Raw genomic sequence first — 25,818 nt, forward strand, 5'->3', positions numbered from 1 at the left:
AACCCGCCGCGACCACCCACTCCCGCCGTCACACTGGTCCCACCCACCAAACCAACCAGCAGACGCCAGAAAGCCACCTAAATCACCGGTATTGGGTCTAAGGCCTCCCATTTCGGGGTGCTCGGACAAGTAGAGGATCCGCGACTCGCATCCACCACGGCGGTCGCCTGCCGGGTCATGCCGGGTCATGCCCGCTCAGGACAACCGGTATGTGTGGAACCGGTTGGAGCGGATGTTCCCGAAGGACGCCGAGAGGTACGGAATCCCCTGATCCGGTTTGATCGTCAGACTCTTGCCTTTGTAGTGGACCTTGTTGTACACGGTCACGCACCGGCCCCGGAGATGGCCGTCCTTGCGCCATGTCCCTGCGCTGCTCCACACCGAGGCGCCGCCGTTGAGGCCGACGTAGGCGGTCGTCTCGGGATACCACGGCATGTCCTCCGAGACGAGGCTCACGACGCCCGTGTATCCGGGGCCGGTCCAGCCGCACACCCATCCGGACGTGCAGGGTTCGGACGGGGCGGTGGTGTCGGTGGAGCCGGCCCGTGCCGTGGGGGCGAGGGTGACGCTCGCCGCGATGATGGCGGCGGCCACCATCGCGCTTCTCTTGGTGATCATGATGGTGGCTCCTTGTCCGTGCCGACCGCGACGAAGGGCCCATGGCACCCCGGGCGGGGGCGGCCAGAAGCCAGGGCGCGTGGAAGGTACCGGCGACGGGGGAGCGGCTAGCGTGCTGTGACCGCATAGGTTCACCGGGTTAACCGTTGGATGGTGTCCTTGACCGCCCTGTAGGTTCCCGGCGTGAGTGACGACGGCAAAACTCGGATTCGATTCGCCGCGGAGGCGGATGCAGGCGTGATCGCACGCATCCACATGACTTCTCGGTCGGCGACTATGCCCTATCTGCCGCCGCAGAAGCGCAATCACGAGCAGGTGACCCGATGGGTCCGGGAGGTCCTGCTCAAGCAATGTCGCACCTGGGTCGCAGTGCGTGATGCGGAGATCACCGGCTATGCCGCCCTTGACGGCGACATGCTCGAACACCTCTATCTGCGCCCCGACGTCCGTCGGCAGGGCATCGGCACGCTACTCCTCGACGAGGCCAGGCGGCACAGCCCGGACGGGGTGTCTCTGCACGTCTTTCAGCAGAACACCGATGCCCGCGCGTTCTACGAGCGCCACGGTTTCACCGTCCTTGACACCAGCGACGGCGATCGCAACATGGAGAACCTGCCGGACATGACCCTTCGCTGGACACCCGCCCACACTCGGTGAACCGTGCCGCACGGACGAGCCGCACGGCGTGACCGGTCCGGTCACGCCGCGTTGGCGAGGGGGCGTCCGCCCCAGCGGATGCCTTTCTCGCTGCGGATGCGGGCGCGTTCCTTGCGTTCGGCGGCCAGGACGTCGCGGTGGCGGGCGTTGGCGTTGCGCCAGCGGAGGTAGGCGTGCAGGGCCCGGGTCTGGACGGAGTGGTTGGGGTGGTTGGAGTTGGCGATGGTGAACTGCCTCAGCGGTCCGAAGTGGGCCTCGATGGGGTTCGCCCAGGAGGCGTAGGTCGGGGTGAAACACAGCTCGACTTTGTTCTTCTTCGCCCAGCGGCGGATGTCAGCGCCCTTGTGGGCGGACAGATTGTCCAGGATCACGTAGATCGGGGCTCCGTCGGGCCGGGCGGCGCGTATCGCCTTGAGCGCGGCCAGCGTGTTCCCGGCACCTTTCCTGCGGCGGTTGACGCCCCACAGGATGTCGTCGCCGATGGAATAGCAGCCGTGGAAGTAGCGCACCCCGTGGGTGCGATGGTAGGTGGCCGGCAGCCGGTCGGGATGTTTCCGTCCCGCCCAGCACGAGCCTGCGGTGGGCCGGATACCGAGCGGGCCGAACTCGTCGAAGGCGAAGACCCGGTCGGGGAAGCGGTCAAGGACCTCCTCGATCCGGTCCAGCTTCGCCTCGCGGTCCGGGTCGGGGGATTCCTTCCATGTCTTGGTGCGCTGGAAGGTGACACCGCGGCGGGCGAGAAGGCCGCGTAACGCCTCACGGCCGATGAGTATCACCCGGCCGTGGACCTTCCGCAGGTAGGCGACGAGTTTGCGCAGCGACCAGCGGGTGAAGGGCTGGCCGAGCTTGGTCGGGCGGGTGGTGGCCGTCTGGACGACGAAGTCCTCGTCGTCAGGACTGAGAAGGCGGGGACGGCCTCACGCCCACCGAGGGTCCAGACAGGCCAGACCGATCTCATTGAAACGGTGGATCACGTCCCGGACGGTGTCCTCGTCGGCCTGCACCAGCTGGGCGATCACCGGTACACGGTTCCCGCCGGCCGAGGCCAGCAGCATCATCGCCCGCCGATGGCGCACCGAGCTGGTGCTGCCCCGGCGCACGATCTGCTGCAGTTTCTGCCCCTCCTGGTCGGTCAGTCTGCGCACACGGACAGGCTCGGCCACCGCGCCTCCAGCGGTCGGATCGGATGTCACCGCACATCCAACCGCCACGACCGCCGACCCGGCGAACCTATGCGGTCAGAGCACTAGCCGGACTGTTTGTCCGAGGGCGGATGTCGTTGCGCGCTGCATCCGCTTCGACGCTAGGACCGGCCGCGACGGGCCGCAACCTGTGCCGTGGAAAGCCACGCCGGAAGGACACGGGCCGGATGCCGTGGCCCTGCATCCGCGGGGCATCCGCACCTCGCCGGGCGATCCGGGCGGCGTCGTGGGCGTGCTGTTGAAGGCGGCGAAGCGTTCCTGGGCGGTCCGAGCCCGCGGCAGGCGCCGTGCCCGTAGTCGGACTCGCGCTCCCCTGGCGAGGCAAGCGGTGGCCACTACGACCGGGACCGCCCCGCGACCTGCAACCGCCGGCCACGGACACACTGTCGGCGGGGCGCGTCCGGGACCAGGCGATGACACTGGCAGGGCAGGGCAGGGCAGGACGGTGACCGAGCGCACCGGGACGTCGCCTGCCGCCCCATCCAGCCGGTCCGGCCGGCCCGGCCGCTCCACGCGACAGGTCCGCACTACGGCGGCGTGACGCCGCGGCGTGCGCCTATTGTGTCTTGCTCCGGTCGAACCAGATGGTGGCGAACGTCGGCACGAGCCCGGCCCAGAACAGTACCTGCGGCACCAGCCGATCCGTCCACGGAATCTGGGCGATCAGCAACGCACACAGCATCGCCCACGCCGCCTGGGCCACCACCACACGCGCCCACCGGCCACGCCGGATCAGCGACTGGACGTTCAACTGGACGCCGGTGCGCCGTCGGCGGTAGCGCAGCAGGGCGCCGACGATCCAGATGGCCGTCATCGGCACCAGAAACCACAGACGCTGGCCCAGCGAGAGCGGCAGCTCCCGCTGCTGCTCGCCCTCGACGGCGAACAGGTCCATCATCGCTCCGGCAAGACCCACGCAGAGCAGGGCGAGCCAGCGGACGCCGCGCAGCATGCGGTAGGTTGCCTGGTCGAGGCCACGCTGCATTGTGCCGGATTCGGGCGCCGCGGCGAGCCCGGCCGCGTACAGGTCGGCGGCCTCTACGGCCTTGACGCCCGGGGCGTTCGCTGCCCTCCTGGTCTGACGCTCGAGGGCCTCGGGATGGCCGGGGTCGAGCCGGAGGATGGCCTCGTCGAGTTGACCGGAGAGGGCACTGTCGCCCGACATGCTCGCGATGAACTGGGCGATCTCGTGGGCGAGGACCTCCTCGGGGCCCAGGCGCAGTGCCTCCCTCGCCAAGTCGGCTGCCTCACGGGAGAGCCGGACCATGTCGTCGGGCTTCAACTCGGCGGGCCTGTGTTCCCGGATGTGCCGCGCCACCGAGGTACGGAACACGGCGTCGGCGAGCAGTGCGTAGCCGTACCAGTGGTCGGGGGCGACGCGGACCGCTTCGCGCAGCACGGACTCGGCCTCGAACCATCCGCCCTTGTCGGGCAGTCTGCTCAGCGCCTTGGCACGCAGGACGAGTGCGCCGTAGTCCTCGGGGGCGAGCGCGAGGGCCTTGTCGGCTGCCTCCAACGCCTGTTCGGTCCGCTGCGTGTTCAGGTCGCAATAGCCGATCTTGGCCCAGGCCCGGACGTCTTCAGGGTCTTCGGTCAGGCGCCGTCCCAGTAGTTTCCGTGCCTGGTCGTAGCGTTGGAGATCAAGGAGCGCCTGGGCTCGTTCGACGCTCGGGTGCAGGGTGGTCACAGCTTCCGCTTCCTCTTCAGATAGGCCACCAGGTCGTCGTACATCCCGCCCTCGTTCGCGTACATCGCCACATTGCGGGCGGACGCGAACCACTGCTCGGTCGAGGGCGTGATCTGTCGGGCCGCGGCCATCAGGTCCTTCATGCCGATCATGCGCACGGCGCCGGTGCGGGCCGAATCCATCAGTGCGTACTCGGCCGCAGCCTCGCAGAGATGGGCCAGATCGGCCCCCGACAGACCGTCGGTGACCTTCACCAGCTTGGCCAGGTCGATGTTCTCGATGGGTCTTCCGCTGAGGTGGTAGCGCAGGATCGCCTCTCGTGCCGGTCCGTCGGGCGGCAGCACCAGCACGGTCCGGTCCAGCCGGCCGGGACGGCGCAGGGCGAGGTCCACGTCCCACGGCACATTGGTGGCCGCGAGCACGAACACCCCTTCGTTCGCACCGGCGTCGACGCCGTCCAGCTCGGTCAGCAGCTGATTGACGGTGGTGCGCATGGCACTGCTCTGGGTACGGCTGCGCTTGCCGCCGAGGGCGTCCAGCTCGTCCAGGAACACCACGCACGGAGCCTGACGGCGGGCGGTCTGGAAGATCTCGTGCATATTGCGCTCGGAGTTGCCGATCCACATGTCCAGCACGTCGTTGACCGAGACCGAGAGGAAGCCGGCCCCGAGCTCACCGGCGACGGCACGCGCGATGAAGGTCTTGCCGCAACCGGGCGGCCCGTACATCAACAGGCCACCGCGCAGGCTCTTGCCGTACAGGCGGCGCAGCTCCGGGTTCCGCAGCGGCGCCAGGAACGCGGCCTCCAGCCGCTCCTTGACCTCGTGCATCCCGCCGACGTCGGCCAGGCGGACCGTTCCAGGCCGCTCCACGTCCCAGGCTCCGACGCCCGGAACACCGCTGTCGTCCGCAGCGAGCGGCGGCTCCACGAAGCGTGGTGGTACGGCATCGCCGACCTGGTCCTCCGCGGCTTTCCAGTCGAAACCCGCGGAGTGTCCCGGGGTTGCTGCCGGGGGCTTCGCCGGCCCCGCGACCTGTGGCGCCACGGGCGCGGACGCAGCCGGCGACACGGGGACCGAAGCCGGCGTTGTGGCGGCCGGCGGTTCGGGGGCGAGGGCCGGCGGTGCGGGCGCCGACGGTTCGGTGTGCCCGGGGGCCGGAGCACCCATGGCACGGGCCATCAGCGCACGCGCCTGGGCATCACCGGGCGCGTGCTGCAACGCGACCGCCGCCTCAGCCACCGCCGCGTCGGAGTGCCCCGCGTCCAGCAGCAGTTCGGCGAGGTGCAGCCGCAGGGGTACGTCATCGGGCGCGGCCGCGACGGCCGTACGCATGCTGTGTATGAGGGGGGATTCCGCAGGCATGGCCCACACTCTACGTAGTCGGCACGCGTGGCCTTCGGACGCCCCTGCGCCCACATCGGCTGTCGGCGACATCGCCGTGCACGAGGAGCGCCGGGACGAGCCCAAGAACACGACTTCCAGGGGACTTTCAAGGACGAGCTGCTGCTGTACGTCAAGGGCGGACCGGAGGACTGTCCCGGCTGTTGCCCGAGGGGTCGGTCGTGCCGGCACACGGGGCCGCGAGATCTCACTGCGGCATCTGGCCTCCGCACCCTCCGGGTTCAGCGCTCCCAGGCAGTTTCGCTTGATGCACCGTTCGACGGGCGCTGCTCGTGGGTCTCCCGTTGTGAGGCCGGTGGCCGGGCTCCCCACGCTGCCGGGGAGCCGGTGCCACGGGGGCTGCCGATGGCTCGCACCGCCACCCCGGCGAGGCCCGATCATCTGGTGCCCGGCCGGGTGCCACGAGAGGCGCACCGCTGGTCTCCGCCCAGGCCTTCGCGGCCGTCGCTCTCGTCGGCGACCGTTCCCACGCAGGGACGGTCGCCGACGAGAGCGGGGCGTTGCATCCCCGCGCCCGCCGGTCGGCGGCACGCGGGCCGCGGTGCAGGCGGAGGAACCTGCGAGTGCCTCAGGATTCGGTCGTGGGTGCCAGCCCCACCAGGACCTGCTCGGTGGTCACGGTGTCGTTCAAGGCGCAGCGGATTTCCTCGACCGTTCCCGCGAACGCGGCGAGGACACGGTTCTCCGTCTTCATCGCCTCGACGATCGCCAGGGTCGCACCGGCTTCGACCCGGTCGCCGACCGAGCAGGGAAGAGAGACGACCATGCCGGGCATCGGGGACTGTACGGCGTTGTCGGCGGTGTCGGACTCGTGGTCGGTGGGGGTTCCGGATGCCAGCGCCGTCCTGTGGCCGTCCACGACGATCTCGAAGCCTTCGGCGGTGCGGCGTCCGCTCCACAGCCTGCCTCCTACGAGGCCTCCGACCAATGTGCTGCGGGTGAGCGGCGTGACACGGAACCGCTGGTCGTACACGGCGACGTCGACCGCGCCGCCGGCCGCGGCTTCGAACGTCTCGTCGTCGCCGCGCTCCAGGGCGGTGGCCAGCATGTCCTGCAGCTGCGGCATCCGCCGTGCGCGCGGCCCCAGAGCGTCGGCCAGACCCAGCGACAGCCGGAAGTCCGCCCGTTGGGCCGCGGCCGGCAGCCATGGGCGCAGTGCCTCCCAAGACCGCAGGGCCGATTCCGTGTCCGTCGCATGCTCGACCAGTACGCGCTCGGCGAGCGTGCGCACCGCTGCCCGCTTTCGGCGGAGCAGTCCCGTGCCGCCAAGGCGTCGACGGCGATCCGGTCCAAGAACACTGCGTTGTCGGAGCCGAGGGTGCGTTGCGGCAAGCGCACCGAGCGCCGCGGCGCGCACCGGGTCCTGCTCATTGCGTAGGCGCCCCATCGTGGTCAGCAGTTCGGTGATCGTCCTCCGGCTGCCGTCCCGGGCGGCGCCTGCCACCAGCACCGGCCACGCGGCGGCCCGGTCGCCTGCATCGGGCCGCCGGATCGCGGCCAGGAGCGCGGGACGCGCCTCGTCGAACGGACCGTGGGCGAGAATGTCCAGGTGGTCCAGCCAGTACCACCCGCCTTCGCCACTGGGTGCGGCCATCACTCGCCGAACCTCCGCCCAGCGGCGTTCGCGGGGGAGCAGGCCGAGCACTGCCAGAGATGGTTCCCCGCGGGTACCGCCGGCGATGACCTCGTCGAGGAACGCCGGGCGCCGGCCGGGGGCCATGGCCTTCAGCAGCGCGGCGAAGTGGCGGTCGCGGTGCAGCCGGTGGCGACCGAGCGCAGTCAGCGAGTCAGGCCCGGCCATGACGAGCCTGCGCAGTATCGCGTGCGGTGGCACCGGCTCGTGGCGCTGTCCGTGACGGTCGGGGGAAGTGATCCAGCGGATCACACGCTCGGGATCGGCGGCGACCAATGGCCCGAGGCCGGTGTTGACTCACGGCGGCAGGCTGTGCGGTCCGTACCGCTCCAGCAGCGTCAGCACCCGCTCCGGTCGCAGGGTCGCGAGCGCTGTGACCGTGGTGGCATGCAGGCGCCACCAGTGCTCCCGCTGCTGTCCGCCGGCACGGTCGGCCAGAGCAGCTTCGGCGTGGTCCAGCACCGGACCGGGATGTCGGCGTGCGAGCTTCGTCCAGCCGTCGACGGCGTGCCCGAGCCCGGGCAGTTGTTGTGACACGTAAGCGGTGGAGCATGCCGGCAGCAGGCGAGCTGCCTCGGCGTCGCCCCATTCCTCGCGCAGGCGCACGGTCAGCCGCTCGGCGAGCGCGGTACGGCCGCAGGAGGCGAGCAGGTGTACCAGCCGCTGCCGCAGGGCGGCCGGGGCGTCGTTCGTACGCGGCCTCCACCGCCTCGTCCGGCACCGGCAGTACCCGGGCGGCGCGGAGACGTACCCGGCGACGACCGGGTCGGGATCGGCCAGCCGTTCGGCGAGGAACCCGGCGTCCCCTCCGGCGGTTGCCGCCAGCGCCGCGAGCCGCCGCTCGTATCGGCCGCCCGCGTCCAGGTCGGTGAGCAACTGGGCGAGTCGCCCTTCGCCCACCAGCCGACGGGCGGTTCTCGCGGTGAGCGTGAGACGTGCGGGGAACGGCAGCGGTTCGAGTGCGGAGAGCAGGTGTTCCGCGGCGGTCGGTATGCGCCGAGTGTGCCCGATGCGATCCGTTCACGCGATCGATTATGTGGGTGGGTCCGTGGTGTGAACCGGGTTTCGGCGTGGAGCAGTTCGCGCATCACGGCCTCGGGCACCGACGCCGGTGGACGGCGGCGTGTTCGCCGGTCTCCGCGCCGCAGGGGAGGGTCAGCACGCCGCACGCCGGGCCGTCGGACCACTGTTCGCCAGGCGCCGGGATTCCTGACCACGTCGTTCGGACCGACGGCCCGGTCGAGGGCGTCCGGCCGACGGCGCGGGGCGCGAGTCCGGACGCCGACGGCCGCTGCGCTCACGGTGATGCGGGGCTCCCGGCCGGCGGACGACCCACATCACGTCCTCTCGCGTCAGCCGTGCTGCCGGAGGCGGCTCACCATTCCGGGAAGGCCCGGAGGAGTGGGAAGCGGCAGCTTGTTGACGCTGTGCTCCCGCTGCGGTGCGGGAGCCTGACAGGTCACGTCCTTCGCCGGGAGCCTGCCCGTGGTCAGATACGCGGTAGCCGTCTTGTCGGCGCACGACTTGGAGCCGTAGATGCCGTGACCGACACCTCCGGCGACCGTGACCATCCGCGATCCCTTCATGGCCCGGTGCAGGCCGAGACCGCTGACCAGAGGCGTCTGGGAGTCCCACTCGTTCTGCAGGACGAGTACGCCGGTCTTGTTGTCGATCCTGGTGGCGGACTCGCTGCCGCTCTTCTTCCAGAACGCGCACGGTTTGATGTGGGAAGCGAAGTCGCCGTACAGCGGATACCTCGCCTTGTCCCGGATCGCCTCTCGGCGGTACTGCTCGGCGTCGCGGGGCCATGCGCGAGTGTCGGCGCAGACGACGGTCCAGAAGCTCGCGTCGGCGTTGTCCGAGGGGACGGCGCCGCCGAAAGCCGGCGGGGCCGGGCGCTCGGGCGTCCTGGACCCACCGGCTGAGGCAGGGGCCTTGCCCGCGGCGGCCTTCTTGAGCTTGACGACCGTCTCGGCGGCATCGCGCACACTGAAGAACATGGCGCGGCTGCCACCGCGGATCGCGTCGCCGGACATCGGCGTGCCCTCGAACTCGATCGGCTTGCGATCGGCCTGGGCGACCAGGTCCCAGAAGGTCTTGCGGACCGCCTTCGGCGTCCTGCCCAGCCGGTACGTGGCGTGCCGCTGCGCGGTCCACTCACTCCAGCGCCGGAACGCGGGCTCCGCGCCCTCCGCCCAGACCTGGATCATGCCCCGCCAGATCCGGGCGGGGTCGACGGCGCTGTCCAGCACGAACCGGTCGGCGCGCTGCGGGAACATCTGCGTGTAGACGGCTCCGAGGTAGGTGCCGTACGAGTACCCGAGGTAGGAGATCTTCTTCTCGCCCAGCACGGCCCTGATCACGTCCATGTCACGGGCGGTGTTGCGGGTGGTGATGTGACGCAGGTTGTCGCCCTGCTTCGTGTGGCACTTCTCCGCGACGGTCCGGGCCCACTTCACGTCCTTGGAGAACGTCTTGGTGTTGAACGGGCGTTGCCAGTCCAGTTCCTCGTCCGTCAGGCCGCAGGTGACGGGGGAGCTCCGGCCGACGCCGCGGGGATCGAAGCCGACGAGGTCGTACTTCCTCTTCACGGAGGTGGGCAGGTCGGGCGCCAGCATCAGTGGCATGTCGAGACCCGAGCCTCCCGGGCCTCCGGGGTTGAGCAGCAGCACACCGTGGCGTTCGGCGGCGACGCTCGTCTTCATCCGCGATATCGCGAGGTCGATCTTCTTGCCGCCTGGGCGGCCGTAGTCCAGTGGGACCTTGACGGTGGCGCACTGGTGGGAGGCCGGGGCGTCACTGCTGCAGCGGTGCCAGGCGGGCCTCTGCCGGAGGTACTGCTGCAGGGGGTTCTCGACGGCGGAGGCGGTGGCGGGTGCCAGTGCCGGAATCAGCGTCGCGACGGCACTCGCCGCCACAACAGGGGCCAGTCGTCTGTTTCGCACGTGTGGAGGGTCCTTCGCATCAGTGCGTGTGGAACACAACAACTCTTGCGCACAGGACAGTTGGGGCGAGTCCTTCGCCAGGTCGGTATGTGTCCGACTTCGGATTGATGCGCCGTGCGGGTTCATGGTCCCCAAGTCGTACGTCCGCGACCGGACCGCGCCGCCTGCCGGGACGTCCGCGTCTCACTTGCCTGCTGCCGGGCCGCCCTGAACCACGACGTGGACGGGCCGCGCGTACTGGAGGGCGACCGGCTCCGCTGACGGTTCTTCATGTCGATCTCTGCGGCTTCCGGCCCATGCGAGCCGGCGGTTGCGCGATGGACACTCGTGTCCGCTGTCCGGAGTCGTCTCCGATCGCTCAGCTGGAAATCCTGTCCGCGACCGTCCGCGCAACCTGAGCGGGCGAGAGATCAGTGGTGTCGATGACTTCGGCCTCCTGCCGCAGCCAGGCAAGGGCGTTCTGGTAGCGAGGGATGTGGTCGAGGCGCCACTGCCGGGCACCGGTTTCGACCGTGTCACTCTCGATGCGTTGGACCAGCGTGTCCGGACCGGCGTGCCAGCACGAAGTGTCGCACCGGAATCCCGGCCTTCGCCAACCCGGCGTGGATCTCTCCCCAGTACTGCTCGACCAGCACCGACTGGGGGATGACGGGGACTCCGCCGACGAAGTCGAGGACCTGCGACGCGGTCTCCACGACCAGACCACGCCATGGCCGCCATTGCTGGAAGTCCGTGACGGGAACGGAGCCGAGGACATGCCGCAGCATGTAGCCGACGGTTTCGGAGTCGAAGACTCTTGGGTCCGGGAGGAGCGCGGCAAGTTCCTTCGAGGTCGTCGTCTTGCCGGCGCCGAAGGTTCCGTTCAACCAGATGATCACGCTGGTGACCCTGTCCGCGGGGACGGAACCACTGCAGGCGTCCCGGCCGGTACCGGTCGGCGGGATCCCAGGCGACGCGCGCCACGAGTGCCGTCGGTGCTGAGAAGTCCGCGTCATGGTCCTGCCACGTGGCGGGGCCGACGGCGCGGACCGGTGAACGGGGCGGCACGGCGGCACGTATGGGGTTGGGGTACCGCGTCCCGCGGTGCCCGGCGTCGGTGACGCCGTGTCGGACCGGCAATGAGGGTGACGGATGAGGCACGCGCGACGCAGGATGCAGAGGATCGCGAGGTTCGCGGCCGCCGGTGGACTGCTCTGCGGCGGGCTGATGGTGACGAGCGCCATGGCGAGCGAACCGGCCGTCCCCGGACCGGAGAGAACCGGCGGGTCCGGTGAGCAGGTGGCCGACCTGATGTCACGGCTCGGCCCGTCACGTACCGCGGGGACCTGGATCGGGTCCGACGGCCGTCCGGTCGTCGCGGTGACCGATGCGGACGCCGCGGCCGAGACCGCTCGGGCCGGCGCCCGCGCCGAGGTCGTCCGGTACAACATGGACCGGCTGCGCTCGGCCACCGAAGCGCTGAGCGCGGCGCCCCGGGTGCCGGGCACGGCCTGGGCGGTGGACTACAAGACCAACAGGGTCGTCGTACGCGCCGACAGCACCGTCTCGGCAGCCGACTGGTCACGCCTCACCCGCCTCGCCGAACGGATAGGCGGCTTCGTGCAGATGGAACGGACCAAAGGCGCCCTGTCCACCAGACTCAACGGCGCGGACCCGATCTTCGCCCGCAACGGGCGCTGCTCCGCCGGGTTCAACGTGACCGACGGCAGCCGCAACTACATCCTGACGGCAGGGCACTGCGGTCCCCCCGGTACGGTCTGGTTCCAGGACGAAGTGGGCACCCGCGGGGTCGGCACCACGACGGCCGGCAGGTTTCCCGGCAGCGACTTCTCCCTCGTCTCCTACGACAACGACGACCCGTCCGCCGCCCGCGCGTTCGTAGGTGTGGGCGACGGTCGCAGCGTGGCGATCTCCACGGTCGCCGACCCCGTCGTCGGCCAGGAGGTGTTCCGCAGTGGCAGCTCCACCGGCGTGCGCTCCGGACGCGTGACCGCACTCAACGCGACGGTGAACTACCGAGAGGGTACGGTGACCGGCCTGATCGAGGCGTCGGTCTGTGCCGAACCCGGGGACAGCGGGGGACCGTTGTTCGCGGACGGACGTGCCCTCGGCCTCACTTCCGGGGGCCGGGGCGACTGCACCACAGGCGGCACCACGTACTTCCAGCCGGTCGGCACCGCGATGGCCGCCCTCGGAATGAGGCTCGCCGGCACACCGGCGGACGCCGGCCCGGTCGCGGGCTCGGCCACCCCGCCCTTCACCGCGGGCGCCTCCGCGCCGGCGCCGGCCGGCGTGCCCCCGACGGCCGCCTGGACCTTCGGCGTCCAGACCGTCACACCGGGACTGCTGGTCGTGGCCGTGAGCCTCGTGGTGCTCGTGGGCTCCGGCTTCATCCGGTCCGCTCAGGACCGCAGAAGCTACCGCCGCGAGTACTCGCAGGGCTGGGGCTGAGCCGCCCGGAGGAGGCACCCAGGGAAGGCGAGCAAGTACGAAAGGGAGGGGCCGGAGACGGCCCCTCCCTTTCGTACGTCATGTCTCAGCCAAGTGTCTCGATCACGCCTCTGAACATCAGCCCGCATCCGAGTACGAGGACGACGGCGGCCGTGCCGAGCGGTGCCAGCCGGTTCGCCAGCGTGAGGATCCGGCCTCGCGGGCGCAGCGCCAGTCGGCGTGTGGTGGTGTCGCGCAGCCGGACCACCGCCAGTCCGCAGCCCACGAGAGTGAGGGCCAGCCCGGCGCCGTAGGCCAGGACGAGGAGGAAGCCGAACCACGCCTGACCGAGAGCAGCCGCGCCGACCAGCACGACTACGGCGGAGGGACTGGGAACCAGTCCCCCGGCCAGGCCCATGAGGATGACCCCACGGATACCGGGCGCGGGAGGAACATGGCTGTGTGAGTGCCCGTGCCCGTGGGTGTGCGAGTGCCCGTGACCCTGGCTGTGCGCGTGGCCACGATCGTGTCCGTCGGCGTGGCTGGGGGCGTGCCCGTGGGGCGCGTCGTGCCCGTGCGCGTGCCCGTCCTGGTGACCATGCCTGTGCTCGGCCTCGTGCTCCTGATCCCGCTCGGCAGTGGGAGCGCTCTTCAAGGCAAGCCCGTGCCGGTGAACCGACACGGTCGGGGCCGGCGCGCTGGAGTCGTTGCGGTGTGCGGCCGCCGCAAGTGCGGGCACCCGTTCCTCGGGCGCGGGCATCCGCTGCTCGGGCTGCTCGACGGGCGCCGCCCCCTCGTGGGCGTGGACGGGCACGGGGAGGGAGTCGTCGGCGTGGTCCGGTTCGCGGACATGGTCATGCGCGTGCTCATGCCCGTGTCCGTGCACGTTCTCATGCGCATGATCATGGTGATGATGGTGGTGCCCATGCGGCGCATGCCGCCGACGCCACGCCCTGCGCAGCAGCAACGCCCCCGACACGGCCACGAGGGCGCCGCTTGCGATGCCCAGCCAGGAGACCACGGTCGGGGCTGCCGCCGACCCGGCGGTGATGAGCAATCCCAGGACGAAGACGCCCAACGTGTGGGTGAAGGTCACCGACGCTCCGAGGGTCAGCACCTCCTTCAGGGACCTACGGCCGCCCGCTGCTGCTGCCGCTGCCATCATCGTCTTGCCATGGCCCGGTGCCAGCGCGTGCATCGCGCCCAGCAGTACGGACGCGCCGAGTGCAAGCGCCGCGAATCCCAGGGTCAGTTCATGCCGTGCGACCAGCCCTGTCAGCGCCTGTGCATAGCGGTCCGCCCCGCGCGGCAGCACGCCCGCCACCGGAGAGCCGTTCGCCTCGTCCTCGGATCCGGTCAGCGACGGGCCGCCCTGTTCCGCCGTGAGCGCTGCCGACCGGACGTCGGGCGGTGAGGAGAGCAGGTCGTCGGGATACGCGGTCAGCCGCCGGGAGACGGACTTCCCCGGCACGTCCGACGCCGAGAGCGTCATGCCGTCGCCCTGAGCGGTGATCTCCCGCCACCCCGCTCCGGTCGCGGCATCCGACGGACGGTACGAGATCCGGATCGCATCACCCTGCGGCAGCGAGGCCGTCAGCTTGCACGTCACGCGGAGCGTCTGCAGCCCAGCCTGCCCCGGACGCACCTCCGCCGCCGCGTCGCCTGCCGAGACGGCGAGCGGCCTGCCGTCGCCTGCTTCACCGGAAGCCGCCGCGGTGAGCCGGGCCCGGTCGGCGGCCGCGCTGCACCGCGTCTGTGCCCATGGCGACAGCTCCGCGGGAGTGAGCCTGCCGTCCCCGTCGGTGTCGATACGGTTCTGCTCCTGGGTGGCCGGTATCTCCGCCAGGTCCTCTACATGGTCGACGCTCAGTTTCCCCGGAGCGATGACCAGTCCGTCGTACTGATTGACGGTGAAATTCCCCAACGGGTGCGCCTGCGCCGCCTGCGCGGGGAAGAGGACCAGGGCGGCGCCCGTCACCAGGGTGGCGAGTGCGCCGACGGTGGTACGACGATTCATGAACCCTCCCCGGAGGAGAGTGCGGACAGAGCTGACGAGGCCTCGCGTGCCCCGAGCGGAGAGAATCCGGGATTGAGGCCGAGCGCCGCCCGCAGATGGCTGCGCGCCGCCTTCTCGTCGCCGAGAGCGCGCTCGATCACACCCCGGTGGTAGAGGAACGAAGCGTTCTGGTAGCCGGGTTGACGGGCCGTGGCCTTCTGCGCGTAGGCGAGCGCCTCCCGGTCCTGCCCGTTCGCGTGCAGCGCCCAGGCGAGAGCGTCCGCCGTGTGCACCGTTTCCCGGCGCGACCACTCCGCCCGAGCGGACTTCAACGCCTCTGCGGCATCCCCGTGTTCGGCCTCGATGACGGCGGACTCCAGGTCGGTCGCGACACCGTTCGCACGAGCCAGCCGCGTCCAGACGCGGACCAGTTCGTAGTGCTCTTCCGCCTGCTTGCCACGCCCCGTCGCCTCGTACAGATCGGCCAGCGCCGCGAGATGCCCCGGGAGTGGCTGGCGCCGTACGACATCCTCGAGGTCGCCGACAGCGCGCTTGGTGTCACCGAGGCCCGCGTGGGCGCGACCCCGCCCCTCCAAGGCCGGCACATAGTCCGGCTCGGCGCGCAACGCGGTCGCGAAATGCTCCACCGCCTGCTTGAAGTCGCCCTGACTCCAGGACAGCTGCCCGAGCGCCGTCGCGACGTACGCCACGTCGGATTTGCTGTACGCCGAGTCCAGCGCGCGCAGGAGCACCCGGCGCGCGCCCTTGACGTCACCATGCAGCTCCAGCACATACGCGTACCGCGTGAAGACGGGGATACCGGGGCGCCGCCGGTCGGCGAGCTCCACCGCTTTCCTCGCCTCGGCGTAACGGCCGAGTTCGACCAGGGCGTCGACCCGGCTGGACAGCGCCCGCTCACCGTACGGATTCACCTCCAGTGCCCGGTCGGCCTCGCGCAGCGCCGTAGTGAAGTCGTGCCGTGCGGCCGCGAGGCCCGCACGCCCGGCGAGCGCGGCGTCGTTCCGCTCGGCGGGGCGGAGCTCCAGGGAGCGCGCGAACGCCTTCTCCGCCTGTGGATACCGGGTCGGATCACCACTGGTCCGCGCCTGCTCGACGTAGGCCGCGCCCAGCGTCGCCCAGCCGGTCGCGTCCTTGGGCTGGGCCTTGAGGTGTTTCTGCAGAGCCTGGACGCCCTTGGCGAGGTCCCCCGCCATCGACGGTGTGACGGGCACATCCGCCATGACCGCGGTCACGGGCTGTTCGGACCGGTCCCTGTCGGCCTCCGCGCCGATCGCCACCGATGCGGCAGTGAGGCCGATGGCGACACCCATGATCAGTGGGATGCGCCACGGTCCCGGGCGCCCCGGCCCTCGCTCGTGCCAACGCGACGCGAATCGCGGCTTCCGTACGAGCATCAAAGTCTGCCTTCCTCGGTGTTCTCGACAGGGGGCCCGGAGCGACGCCGCGCGAACGGTCTGCCGCACCGGGCCGGGAGAGGAGTGGGGGTGGGAGTGGGCCGGACACGCGGACACACGCGGGACGGGCCGTCCGCGCGTCCGGCCGACCGGCCGTCAGCCGAGCCAGGAACGGCGCGCCGGCTGCCGGCGGCCACGCATCCAGCTCACGCCGAGGCCGATGAGCAGGGCCACCAGCGCACCCGACGCGGCGGACACCATCATCACGGTGTCGTTGTCCCACGAGGCGGTGAGTCCACCCGTGAGCCCCGTGGCGCCGGACTTGGTGGAGGCCTCCGCGGACCTCACGTCGGAGCCGGAAGCCGGCAGGGCGACGTAGGGGAAGCTGTCGCCGAACTCCTTGTCGTTGGCGTCGACGGCGTCACCCAGGTCGTTCTTGGAGCCGACGAGTTCGCCCTCGACGGCCTGCAGGGCGATGTCCAGCACGTCGTCGGTCAGCCGACGTCCGTTGGGGAAGCCGGCGTTGTCACCGTCCAGTACACCCAGCCGCTTCGGCTCCGCGACCGGCTTGATGGCCGTGTTGAGACGGAGCATCTCCGAAGGCTTCACCTTCGGCGGCTGGTTGAGGTCCTTGACACCGGTCAGGAACACCGAGACGAGGTCGTTGCGCGGCTCGGCCGGAGCCTTGATCTTGTAGATGCCCTCGATGAGCTTCGGCAGCTCCGGCTCGGTGACGTTCTTGAGGAAGTCCCCGTCGTTCGCCGGCGAGGAGGCGTTGAACTTGTCCTTGTCCTTAACCGGGTTGACGACCTCGTTGACCAGCGGCATGCCCAGCCGCGACACCTGCGTCCAGTCGCCGTAGGCGTTCTTGCGCTGCGTCGTCGTGTAGATGCCGACGACCGGCTGGTGCTCCGAATCCCGGATGTACGAGCTCGGCACCTGCAGGGCGATCGTGTTGACGTTGTAGCCCTTGAGCGTGTCGTTCCCGACCTCCGACAGGTTGCCGCCGTACAGCAGGTCGAAGACCCGGAGGTCGAGGAAGAACGGGTCGTCGGCCTGACCGGCGAAGGCCTTCAGCCCGCCGGGGATCTTCTTCACGGCCTGGTCGCGCAGCGCCTGGTAGTTGGGCATCGACGCCTTGCCGACGTTCGACGGCGCGACGGGCAGGTGCTGTGCGACCACCTGACGCGAGACGACCTTCTTGTGCCGGAGCCGCAGGAGTTCGATGTCGTAGGTCTGTGTGAAGTTGAGGTCCGGGTCGTCCAGGCTCTCCACGACGCCCGTGTTGTAGAGGAAGGTGTTCTTGTTCTTGCGGTGGTCCTTGAACGTGAACTGGTACACCAGGTCGTCCTGGGCGTCACCGTCGCTGTCGATGTGGATGTTGTAGCGCGCGTCCTTGGCGAACGTGAAGAAGTTCGGCCCGCCCGCCGGCTCCTGGAAGGGCAGCCAGTTCGCCACCACTGTCGTCGTATCGGGATGGTCCGGGCTCACGAACGCGTACAGGTCCGTGTTGTCGAACTGCGGCTGCCCGGAGATCAGCGGAGCCTCCCGGTGGCTGGAGGCAGTGGCGGTCTCCGGCTGCAGCACCGCCACACCGGCTGCCGTCAGCCCCCCTGCGGCCAGCGCGCCACACGTGATGAGAGCGACGCTCCTACGCGCCCGTCGAGTCTGCCCGCTTGCCGTGGTTGCACCCATCGTGTCCGTCCTTCATCGATCTTCGCGTTCCGGTCCCGGCTTCTTGTAGGTCGAGTACGCACGCGAAGGCCGTCGTGTTCGGACCGGACGGCAAAGAGATCGTCGGCATGCCCGGCGAGGGGGAACCAACCCGTCCGGATGAGGCGAAGAAGAGCATTTCGCGGACTCTCGGGGCGAACTCACCTATGAAGCAGGGCAGTCGGACCGACAACCGCATGCGCGGCGCCTGCTCTCCGAAGTGGTGGGTGGGACGGTCGCATCGAGGCGGAAGAGGCCGTGCGGTCCTGCCAGGTGCTTGCGAAGGCCGCCGGGAGGCGCCTGCGGGTCACCGCGGGTCCGTCCATCGCCCCGCCCGCCGGGGAGCCCGTCGACGGCGCTCGCGCGCTGCGGCGGGGTGTTGCGGAACGGAGGTGCGGGCGCCGGACACCAGGGCGCCGGACACCAGGGCGCCGGACACCAGGGCGCCGGGACGCCAGTGCGCCGGGACACGAGGAAGCGGCCGGCGCCTCACACCCGCATCGTGGAGATCGCCACCGTGCCGGGACGCCCCGAGCGGAGACGCCCCGAAGGTCCCGGAAACGCGCGAGGGCCCGGCGCCGTGACGCCGGGCCCTGTCGGCCGCTCGCTACTCGAAGCCGTCCACCTCGTAGAAGCGGAGCATCTCCATCGTCCGGTCCCTGAGCGGGCCCGACAGGTGGGGGAGTGCGTTGTGCAGCACCTGCTCGGACTCCAGGAGCTGTTCGAGGACCTGGAAGTAGACGGCGCCCCGCGTGTAGTCGCCCGCGAGGTCCCCGACCTCCGCGCAGAACGCGAAGCACCTCTCGACCAGGGCCCCGTCGGGCGAGTCCTTGCGCAGCTCGGGCAGCAGAACGCCCCAGGACAGCACCTCGAGAAGGTTCCGGTAGAGGTCCGGCCCGGTGCCCTCGACCGGAAGCACGTCCCCGGGGGACAGGTCGTACCTGTCCTCCGCGAACGGCCGTGCCTCCGGCACCACCTCCACCAGGCGCGTCAGCACCTCGTCCAGCGTCATCCGTCTCCGCTCCCGCTCAGGCCATCGGCGTCTGAACGTAGCACTCGCCGAAGAAGGCGCAGTCCGTGCTCTGTCCGGGGTCGAAGAGGTCGAGGGGATCGAGGAGGTTCTCCAGGAGGTTCTTCGACGCCTGCTTCGGACCGTTGTTGTAGATGTCGACCGGATACTGGGCCACGCCCGCCGCGCCGCCGACGACACCGAAGGCCTTGCCCATGCCGCGGAGGTTCTTCGGCTGCCCCACGGGCTTCGGACCCTTGAACTTCGTGTCCTCGAAGTCCTGCCCCGTGATCTCCTTGACCGCCGCCTTGCTGACGACATTGTCCCGGCTCGTCGTCATGGCCTCCTTCATCGCCGGATCGCCGTTGACCAGCTTGGTCACGTTGCCGGTGACGTCGTGACCGTTGAGGGCGTTCCACAGCTCCTTCGCCTCGGCCATCGCGAGCTTCCGGTCGGCGTCGCTGAGGAGGGCCTTCGCCGCCTTCTTCGGATCCTTGATGGCTCCCTCGCGCGACTTGCGGTCGTTCTCCAGCAGGTCGGACAGGCCCGACATGGTGGCCCAGCCCTTCTGCCAGTGCCAGTCCAGCGGCTGGCCCTTCTTCGGGCCGTCCTGGTGCACGAGCTGCTTGCCCGTGTTCAGCTCGTGCAGCAGAGCCGTCGTCGTCTTGCCGTCGCCCATCACCTTTTTCGCGACGGGCTTGGCGTAGAGCTGCTGGAGGAGCCCGACGAGCTTCTGGTTGGACGCCTGCGGGATGGCCGCACGCGACTTCTTCATGCCGGGGTTGGCGTTCCTGAACTTCTTGAGGGTGGCCTTGTAGCTGCTGAAGGCCTTCTTGATGAAGTCGAAGAAGAAGAGCCCGGTCGGGTCGCTGTGGGTGACGGGGTTGTTGTTGCTGTAGGCGTACCCGTTCATCTGGAGCGGGTCGGAGACGTCGACGACCGGGTCGGCGGACAGGAAGCGACCGGTGGCCTGGTCGTACTCGCGGGCGCCGATGTGGGTGAGCCCGGTCGGGTCGTCGACGCCCACGCCCAGGTAGGACCGCTTGTTCGGCCAGCTCGTCGGCTTGGGGCCGCGCACCTCGCCGTAGGGCTTGAACGCCCGGCGGACCACGGGCTGGCCCGTCGTCTGCTCGATCGACGTGTTCGCGGTGCCGAGGTGGTCGGTCACCAGGACGTGGAGCTTGTGGCCCGTGGTGGCACCGTTGACGGTGGAGCGGATCACGGTCGGGGCGCCGGGATGCGCATAGGCACGACTGGCCTTGACGATCTTGGTGCCGTCGGTGGTGAGCTCGGTCTCGCCGAGGTAGAGCACCGAACCCGTGGGCGACTTCTCCAGGATGCGGTTGCCGTCGGCGTCGTACACGTACTGCGTGGTCACACCGTCGTCGGTGATCGTGTCGAGCCTGTTCTCCTCCGTCCAGGTGAGGTCCTGCGTGGTGTTCGCCAGGTCGCGGCGCTTGGTGTTGCCCGTGGAGTCATAGGTGTACGAGCTGCCGTTGCCGGCCACCGTCGACGACACCCAGGCCAGGGTGTGCGGCTGGATCCTGACCGGTGGCTGGGTGCCGTTGCCGGGCACCGTGGTGCCGTAGCCGTACGTGAGGCCCACGTCCTTCGTCGCGTCCGCCGGGTCGTGCCTGACCATTCCCGAGCGGTTGCCGATGACGTCGAAGGTGTAGCTGTCCCAGTAGGCGGTCGCTCCGGTGGCGACGGTGCCGGAGGCGGGTGCCGCCTTGGCCAGGGAGCCGGTCAGGGCGGTGTCCGGGCTGCTGGTGTCGGAGACGTCGTCCGCCGCTTCCGCGATGGGCCCCCGGGAGGCGAGGCCGTCGGCGCGGTGGCCCCATGCGGTGCCGTCGGAGGCCTTGCAGCCGGTGCCGGCGCCGGTGGGCTCGATGCCCGAGGTCCAGGCGTGGACCAGCTGTCCCATCCCGTCGTACGTGAAGCACTGGGTGTCCCAGGCCGATGTGGTGCCGGTGGTGAGCTTTCGGGCGCTGGCGGTGATGTTCCCCGCGATGTCGTAGGCGTAGTGGTTGTCGCTGACGCGGTGGGAGGCGGCCGTCTCCCGGTCCACCACCGACCGCTGGAGGCGGCCGGTGTGCTCGTCGACGAAGTTGGTCGTCCACACCCGGTAGGGCTGGGGCCCGCTGACGGAGCGCAGCGCGTCCCCGTACGGCGAGTAGGTGACGTCGCTGGTGTACCAGTCGCGTCCCGAGGTCGACTCGGCCAGACCGTCGCTGTTGTAGCGGGTGATGACCTTCTCGGCGGTGAGGCCGCCCTTGGCCGGCATCGTCGCCGACAGGAGCTTGCCGGTCGGCGTGTAGGCGTACGAGTAGGTGTAGGTGCCCGAGACGCCGGCGGTCATCGCGTTCGACGGGATGACCGTCTCCCGGCCGGTGGGCCGGTACTCGGTGTCGTAGCCGGTGACACGCGTGATGTAGTCGCCGTTCTTGTCGTGCCGGATCGAGGCCACCGGCTGGCCGACGGCACCGCTCAGCGTGTCGTACGTGAACGTCTTGACCGGTGCGGACGTCGCGGATCCGACCCGCACCGCGGTGATGCGGTCCAGTTGGTCATAGGCCGTGTGGACCGTCGACCTGGAGTCGGTGCTGACGATCCGGCGGTCGGCGTCGTCGTACGTGTACGAGGCGCTTCCGGTGTCCGGGTCGGTCTGGGCGACGAGCCGGGCGCGGGCGTCATGGGTGTACGTCCAGACGTTGCCCGCCGGGTCGGTGACCTTGTTGCGGTTGCCACGCACGTCGTACCCGTAGCGGGTGTTGCGCCACTTGTTGCTGTCCGTGTTCGTGTAGTGCTGGACGAGCGTGACCCTGCCGCGGGCGTCGGTCCACGTGTTGGTCGCGGGGACGGCGCCGCCCGCGGGGTGCACGTAGGTGTTGGTGTCGCCGTAACTGGTCGTCGAGTAGTACGCGGACTTGCCGGAGTGGTAGGTCGTGACGCGCACGGCCCGCTCCAGGCCGTCGTACCGGGTCCGGGTCAGACTCGGTACGAGCGTGTCGTTGAGCCGCTTGAACTGGGTGGGCTGGGGGTCGCCCTGGGCGAGGTAGGGGCTGGTCTTCTCGCTCACCGAGCCGTGGTCGTTGTAGCGGGTGTCGGTGATGATGCGACCGGGGCCGTGGGCCTCGTGCTGGGACTGGACTTCCCGCATGAGCCCGTCGTAGACGGTGACCTGCGTGGCGTACGAACCGTCGTCGTTACGGGTCCGCTTCGTGACCGCGGTCGGCTTGGTCACCTTGGGGGTGGCCTCCGCCATCTGGTAGACGAACTCGGCGTCCGGGGCCTGGTTGCCGGAGGAGCGGGACGCGTTCCAGCCCTTGACCAGCCGTCCGAAGGCGTCGTACTCGGAGCGGGTGACCCGGCCGTTGGTGTCCGTGACGGTCAGCGGCAGGTCCCGTCCGGGATCGAGGGTCGTGGTGGTCGTGTGGCCCTTGGGGTTGATGGACTTGACCGTGGTGACCGGGCCGCCCTTGTCGGGCGTGTACTGCGTCTCGGTGGTGCCGGTCAGCGGCCTCGTCACCTTGCGGATACGGCCCAGTTCGTCGTACTCGGAGACGCTCGCGATGGAGTGCTCGGTGCCGTCGCCGTTGATGGAGGCGACCCTCGTCGACAGACCCTTCGTCGGGGTGGCGCCCCAGGCGAGGTCGTCGTACGAGATGCGCGTCGAGCCCTTCACCTCCGTGGCGGGATCGGCCGACGCGAAGCCGGCGCAGGACGTGGCCGTGTTCCGTGCGGACTTGGGGAGTCCGATCAGGCCGGCTGCCGGGTTGTGGACGTACTCCGTCTTGGCGCAGGTGTAGTCGCTGAGCGTCTCACCGGTGGCGTTGGGCTTGACGACGGCGGTCTGCACCTGGACCGGGAGCCCGTAGACGTCGTCGACCTCGGTCTCCGTGCGGATGGCCTGCCAGCCGGTGCCGACCGTCTGGATGTCGTCCGTGCGCCGGACTCCCGACTGGTAGGAGCGGATCGGGTCGAGGCCGCCTTCGCGTGCGCGGGACGCGGTCTCCCGGGACCACGGGAAGCTCAGCGTCCGGCCGGTGACCTTGCCGCCCGTCCCGATGTACTCGATCTCCTCGGCCACCTGGCCGGCGTACTGGGGGGCGTCGTCGGCCACCAGCGTCACGACGCCCTTGGAGTCCTTGACGGGGCCGCCCGCACCACGGAAGTACCGGGTGACGCCGTACGACTGGGTCTGTGGCACACCGGATGCGGGCACGTTCTTGCTGCCCTTGACCGTGGCGACCTGCTGGTACCCGCGCCAGACGCTGTAGGTGCGCAGATCCGGCTTGGTGAACTCGTCGTCGCTCTTGCCCCAGGCGGCGTTGGAGTAGTCGTACCGCGTGGTGATGCGGTCCGACACGCCCGTGATCCGGTCGGTCTCGGTGACCGTGTGGACGACGTACTTGTTGAACCAGGCCAGGGCCGGCTTCTCCTCCTCGCCGTCCGGGGACCAGCGGACGGGGAAGCAGGTACCGGTGTTCTTGTCGGGGTCGACCGTCGGCTGCACCCTGCAGCCGCCCTTGTAGGTCACCTCGATGTCTCCGCCGTGCTCGGTGGACACGGTTCCGATGCGGGGCCGGGTGAACCCGGGGCGGGGGTCCTTGCTGCTCCTGGGCACCAGGTTGGGGAGCTGCTTGTCCTTCAGGTAGCCGCTCAGGGGGTGGGCGGCGTCGGAGCCAACCACGTACGGCTTGAAGCTGACGCCCGCCTTCGACAGCAGGGTTCCGTTGGTGTCGCCGGGCTTGAAGCCGTAGCGGGTGATGGAGTTCAGCCACAGTCCCGGCGCGGTGTCGTACCAGTCGCGGGGGAAGGAGTGGTCGAGGAGGTACGTGTCGACCTTGGCGAGCCCGGTGACGCCCGGACGGTGAGCGTACGTGGTCACGCCGCCGAGCCTCAGCCGGTTCCAGAAGGACGGGAAGGCCGGGCAGAGCTTGGAGTCCGCCTTGCAGTTGAGGTTGCCGGGGCTGTCCCACCACGGGCGGTAGGACGCGGGGTTCTTCGTGTCGTCGAACTTCTCGGAAGTGCACGCCGTGCTGCCTTGCAAGCAGCGTTCCCAGAGCAGGAAGTCGACCTTCGCGGCGGGGGTGGCGCCGAGGTTGTCGTGGCGCAGGCCGTACTCGATGGAGTCCGGCAGGCCGCCGCGGTCGTACTTCTCGGGCGACTTGAACTTCTTGTTGACGGCGTAGTGGTTCGTGGACTTCTGCCAGTTGACGATCATGGCGTTGCCGTTGGCGTCGACGACCTTGTCCAGACCCCAGTGCCACGCCTGCTGCTTGTTGGTGTCGTTGTTGCAGCGGGACGCGGCGAATGTCGCCGCGTGGCAGGGCTCACCGGGGTGGTTGCCGAAGACGGGGACGGTGAAGACGGAGTTGGTGTCGGCGTGACCGCCGCCGACCTTGTTCAGGCCGAAGGAGTACTCCGTGCCGTCGGGCGTGGTGACGACCCAGTACTCACCGTCGTTGTCCGCGTTGTTGCTGCCGCCCGACCTGAGCTCGACGCGCGTGCCGTCGTCGTGCTGCGGCCGGTACCGGTTGGTGCTGCCCTCCCGGACGAGTTCCATGGTGCGGCCGCCGAGCGACATCACCGCGTTGTAGGAGACCCAGCACAGGTCGGACGTCTTGTCCTTCTTCGCGGTGTTGTTCGGCGTACCGTCCGACGTCTCCTTGCGGTCGTCCTTGCAGGTCCGGTAGCGCCGCTCGATGTAGCCCGGGTTGTAGTCCCAGCCTTCGCCGATCCAGGAGGCCTGCGGGGAGGAGGTGGCGGTCTTGCCGTCCACCTCCTGGGAGTTGTACTCGAAGCTGATCTGAGGCTCGTGACCGGCCGGAGCCGGGGGCACCTCCAGCGGGTACGACCAGGAGAACCCACCGGACGAGTTGCCGGCCTCCCACTTGCCGCTGGAGATCAGCGGCGTGGCCTTGAACGAGCCGCCCTCTCCCGCACCGGAGTCGACGGCGCCGACGACGGCCTTGTCGCCGGAAGCCGCCACCTGCTGGATGCCCGACGGGCGGTAGGCCGCCTGGATGACGCCGGAGGCGGGCGTGGTGGCCCGCGGCGCCGAGGCCGGGGTGACGGTGCCGTCGGCGGCGGTGTCGACGGTCGCCGTGATGGTCCGGGCCTTGGTGTCGTTGGTGGTCTCCAGCTCCGTGTAGGTGCGGCACTCCTCCAGGTCCGGTGTGGTCAGGTAGCACTCGGGGAACTGGACGAAGCTGAGCCGGGAGGCCCAGTCCGCGCCGTAGAGGTTCTGGTACTTGGCGTAGTCGAGCTGGACGGAGATCGGCACGGAGCCCGTCGAGGGTGCGGTCACGGTCACCACCGCGCCGTCCACCCCGTCGGACTCGGGAGCCGTACGGGCCGAGACCCCCACCTGCCAGGTGCCGGTCGGCGTCGGGGCGCCCGGAGCCTGGCCCAGTTTCACCGGGAGGTCCTCGACGGGCTCGAGGGCGGCCGGTGCGGCGGTGGCCACCGGCGTGGCTCCGCTGGGCGCGCTGGTGAACGCGGCCGGCTGTGCGGGGGGCGCGCCGAAGCTGACGGTGCCGCTGTCCGCCGCGGGCGGTGTGGCGGTGCCGGCGGGCGCCTCGGTCTGGTTCTCGGGCGCCTCGGCCGCGATGCTGTCCAGGCCCGCGTTGCGGTTCTCCCCGTCGACGCGCTTCTCGTCGGGGAGTTCCTCGAGGACGAGTTCCTCGCGCGGAACCTCTTCCTTCGTGGGATCCGGTGGCAGGGCCGCTGCCTGCGTCGGCAGCAGCGAGACGAGCAGTGCGGCGCCGATGGCCGGAACCACTGCGGTGCGCAGGCGCTTGCGCTGCGCGGATGAGAAGGCAGGCACGGGTGAGGTCCCCCCGGACGACATGGAGCGGCGCCTGGGCGGACCGCAGGTGTAGCCAATAACGGGGCGATTCTGTGCGTCAGTTGAGGATAAAGACCAGGCACGAAGTGATCATGTGGTGATGATCACAGCCTTACTTCGGCATGATTCCGTAAGTATGCGGCCGGTTGAAGCGAATGCCGACCAACAGGGCATGAGCGGTGCATGATCGGCTCACCGGTGCTTCACGGGGCATAGGGATATGAAAATGGGCAAGGTAATGCAGATTTGCCGGTGAT

Annotated in this window: 13 protein-coding genes and 2 pseudogenes; 2 read left to right on the forward strand and 13 right to left on the reverse strand. The window is 69.9% G+C overall.

Translation table 11 applies throughout. The annotated features are described in order from the left end of the window. Window positions 1–195: 195 nt before the first annotated feature. Window positions 196–618: a hypothetical protein gene (locus ACZ4Z5_RS27870; RefSeq protein WP_468267495.1), complete on the reverse strand. Its 423-nt coding sequence runs from the start codon at window positions 616–618 to the stop codon at window positions 196–198. 183 nt (window positions 619–801) lie between these two features. Between ACZ4Z5_RS27870 and ACZ4Z5_RS27875 the strand changes: the two genes are divergently transcribed. Next, window positions 802–1,275 carry a GNAT family N-acetyltransferase gene (locus tag ACZ4Z5_RS27875; RefSeq protein WP_468267497.1) on the forward strand — a complete coding sequence of 158 codons (474 nt, stop codon included), beginning with the start codon at window positions 802–804 and terminating at the stop codon, window positions 1,273–1,275. 41 nt (window positions 1,276–1,316) lie between these two features. Here ACZ4Z5_RS27875 and ACZ4Z5_RS27880 read toward each other — a convergent pair. The 7 genes and pseudogenes from ACZ4Z5_RS27880 to ACZ4Z5_RS27910 form a co-directional block, all read right to left on the reverse strand. Then, a pseudogene (locus ACZ4Z5_RS27880) lies at window positions 1,317–2,438 on the reverse strand (IS630 family transposase). Between the two features lie 595 nt (window positions 2,439–3,033). Next, window positions 3,034–4,164, reverse strand: coding sequence for a tetratricopeptide repeat protein (locus ACZ4Z5_RS27885; RefSeq protein WP_468267500.1), 1,131 nt, complete (start codon window positions 4,162–4,164; stop codon window positions 3,034–3,036). After that, window positions 4,161–5,528, reverse strand: coding sequence for an ATP-binding protein (locus ACZ4Z5_RS27890; protein ID WP_468267502.1), 1,368 nt, complete (start codon window positions 5,526–5,528; stop codon window positions 4,161–4,163). Before ACZ4Z5_RS27890 ends, ACZ4Z5_RS27885 begins: the two co-directional genes overlap by 4 nt. A 607-nt stretch (window positions 5,529–6,135) precedes the next feature. Next, window positions 6,136–7,368, reverse strand: coding sequence for an acyl-CoA carboxylase biotin carboxyl carrier protein subunit (locus tag ACZ4Z5_RS27895; RefSeq protein ID WP_468267504.1), 1,233 nt, complete (start codon window positions 7,366–7,368; stop codon window positions 6,136–6,138). 129 nt (window positions 7,369–7,497) lie between these two features. Further along, window positions 7,498–8,100: a hypothetical protein gene (locus ACZ4Z5_RS27900; protein WP_468267506.1), complete on the reverse strand. Its 603-nt coding sequence runs from the start codon at window positions 8,098–8,100 to the stop codon at window positions 7,498–7,500. A 452-nt stretch (window positions 8,101–8,552) separates the two neighbouring features. Next, entirely contained in the window at window positions 8,553–10,145 is a 1,593-nt protein-coding gene (locus ACZ4Z5_RS27905; protein ID WP_468267508.1) for an alpha/beta hydrolase, read from the reverse strand. 358 nt (window positions 10,146–10,503) lie between these two features. Beyond that, window positions 10,504–11,023: pseudogene (locus ACZ4Z5_RS27910) on the reverse strand (P-loop nucleotide/nucleoside kinase family protein). Between the two features lie 253 nt (window positions 11,024–11,276). Between ACZ4Z5_RS27910 and ACZ4Z5_RS27915 the strand changes: the two are divergent. Further along, window positions 11,277–12,596 (forward strand): S1 family peptidase, encoded by a 1,320-nt coding sequence (locus ACZ4Z5_RS27915; protein WP_468267510.1) that lies wholly within the window; start codon window positions 11,277–11,279, stop codon window positions 12,594–12,596. 85 nt (window positions 12,597–12,681) lie between these two features. Here ACZ4Z5_RS27915 and ACZ4Z5_RS27920 read toward each other — a convergent pair whose 3' ends face one another. The 5 genes from ACZ4Z5_RS27920 to ACZ4Z5_RS27940 form a co-directional block, all read right to left on the reverse strand. After that, window positions 12,682–14,592, reverse strand: coding sequence for a nickel transporter (locus tag ACZ4Z5_RS27920; RefSeq protein WP_468267512.1), 1,911 nt, complete (start codon window positions 14,590–14,592; stop codon window positions 12,682–12,684). After that, window positions 14,589–15,902, reverse strand: coding sequence for a tetratricopeptide repeat protein (locus tag ACZ4Z5_RS27925; protein WP_468267514.1), 1,314 nt, complete (start codon window positions 15,900–15,902; stop codon window positions 14,589–14,591). The genes ACZ4Z5_RS27920 and ACZ4Z5_RS27925 overlap by 4 nt, the downstream gene beginning before the upstream one ends. 240 nt (window positions 15,903–16,142) lie before the next feature. After that, window positions 16,143–17,681 carry a DUF4331 domain-containing protein gene (locus ACZ4Z5_RS27930; protein ID WP_468267516.1) on the reverse strand — a complete coding sequence of 513 codons (1,539 nt, stop codon included), beginning with the start codon at window positions 17,679–17,681 and terminating at the stop codon, window positions 16,143–16,145. A 625-nt stretch (window positions 17,682–18,306) separates the two neighbouring features. Further along, window positions 18,307–18,711, reverse strand: a complete 405-nt coding sequence (locus tag ACZ4Z5_RS27935; RefSeq protein ID WP_468267518.1) for a hypothetical protein — start codon at window positions 18,709–18,711, stop codon at window positions 18,307–18,309. Window positions 18,712–18,727: 16 nt separating this feature from the next. Continuing rightward, a complete protein-coding gene (locus ACZ4Z5_RS27940) occupies window positions 18,728–25,540 on the reverse strand; it encodes an RHS repeat-associated core domain-containing protein (protein ID WP_468267520.1) in 6,813 nt (2,270 codons plus the stop codon). Between the last annotated feature and the right edge of the window lie 278 nt (window positions 25,541–25,818).

This window comes from Streptomyces sp. NPDC030222 (genome assembly GCF_055573115.1).

Coding starts and splice junctions, on each gene's coding strand:
- ACZ4Z5_RS27930 (WP_468267516.1), bottom strand. CDS start 17,681: ATGGGTGCAACCACGGCAAGCGGGCAGACTCGACGGGCGCGTAGGAGC.
- ACZ4Z5_RS27895 (WP_468267504.1), bottom strand. CDS start 7,368: ATGGCCGGGCCTGACTCGCTGACTGCGCTCGGTCGCCACCGGCTGCAC.
- ACZ4Z5_RS27935 (WP_468267518.1), bottom strand. CDS start 18,711: ATGACGCTGGACGAGGTGCTGACGCGCCTGGTGGAGGTGGTGCCGGAG.
- ACZ4Z5_RS27920 (WP_468267512.1), bottom strand. CDS start 14,592: ATGAATCGTCGTACCACCGTCGGCGCACTCGCCACCCTGGTGACGGGC.
- ACZ4Z5_RS27925 (WP_468267514.1), bottom strand. CDS start 15,902: ATGGGTGTCGCCATCGGCCTCACTGCCGCATCGGTGGCGATCGGCGCG.
- ACZ4Z5_RS27870 (WP_468267495.1), bottom strand. CDS start 618: ATGATCACCAAGAGAAGCGCGATGGTGGCCGCCGCCATCATCGCGGCG.
- ACZ4Z5_RS27890 (WP_468267502.1), bottom strand. CDS start 5,528: ATGCCTGCGGAATCCCCCCTCATACACAGCATGCGTACGGCCGTCGCG.
- ACZ4Z5_RS27915 (WP_468267510.1), top strand. CDS start 11,277: ATGAGGCACGCGCGACGCAGGATGCAGAGGATCGCGAGGTTCGCGGCC.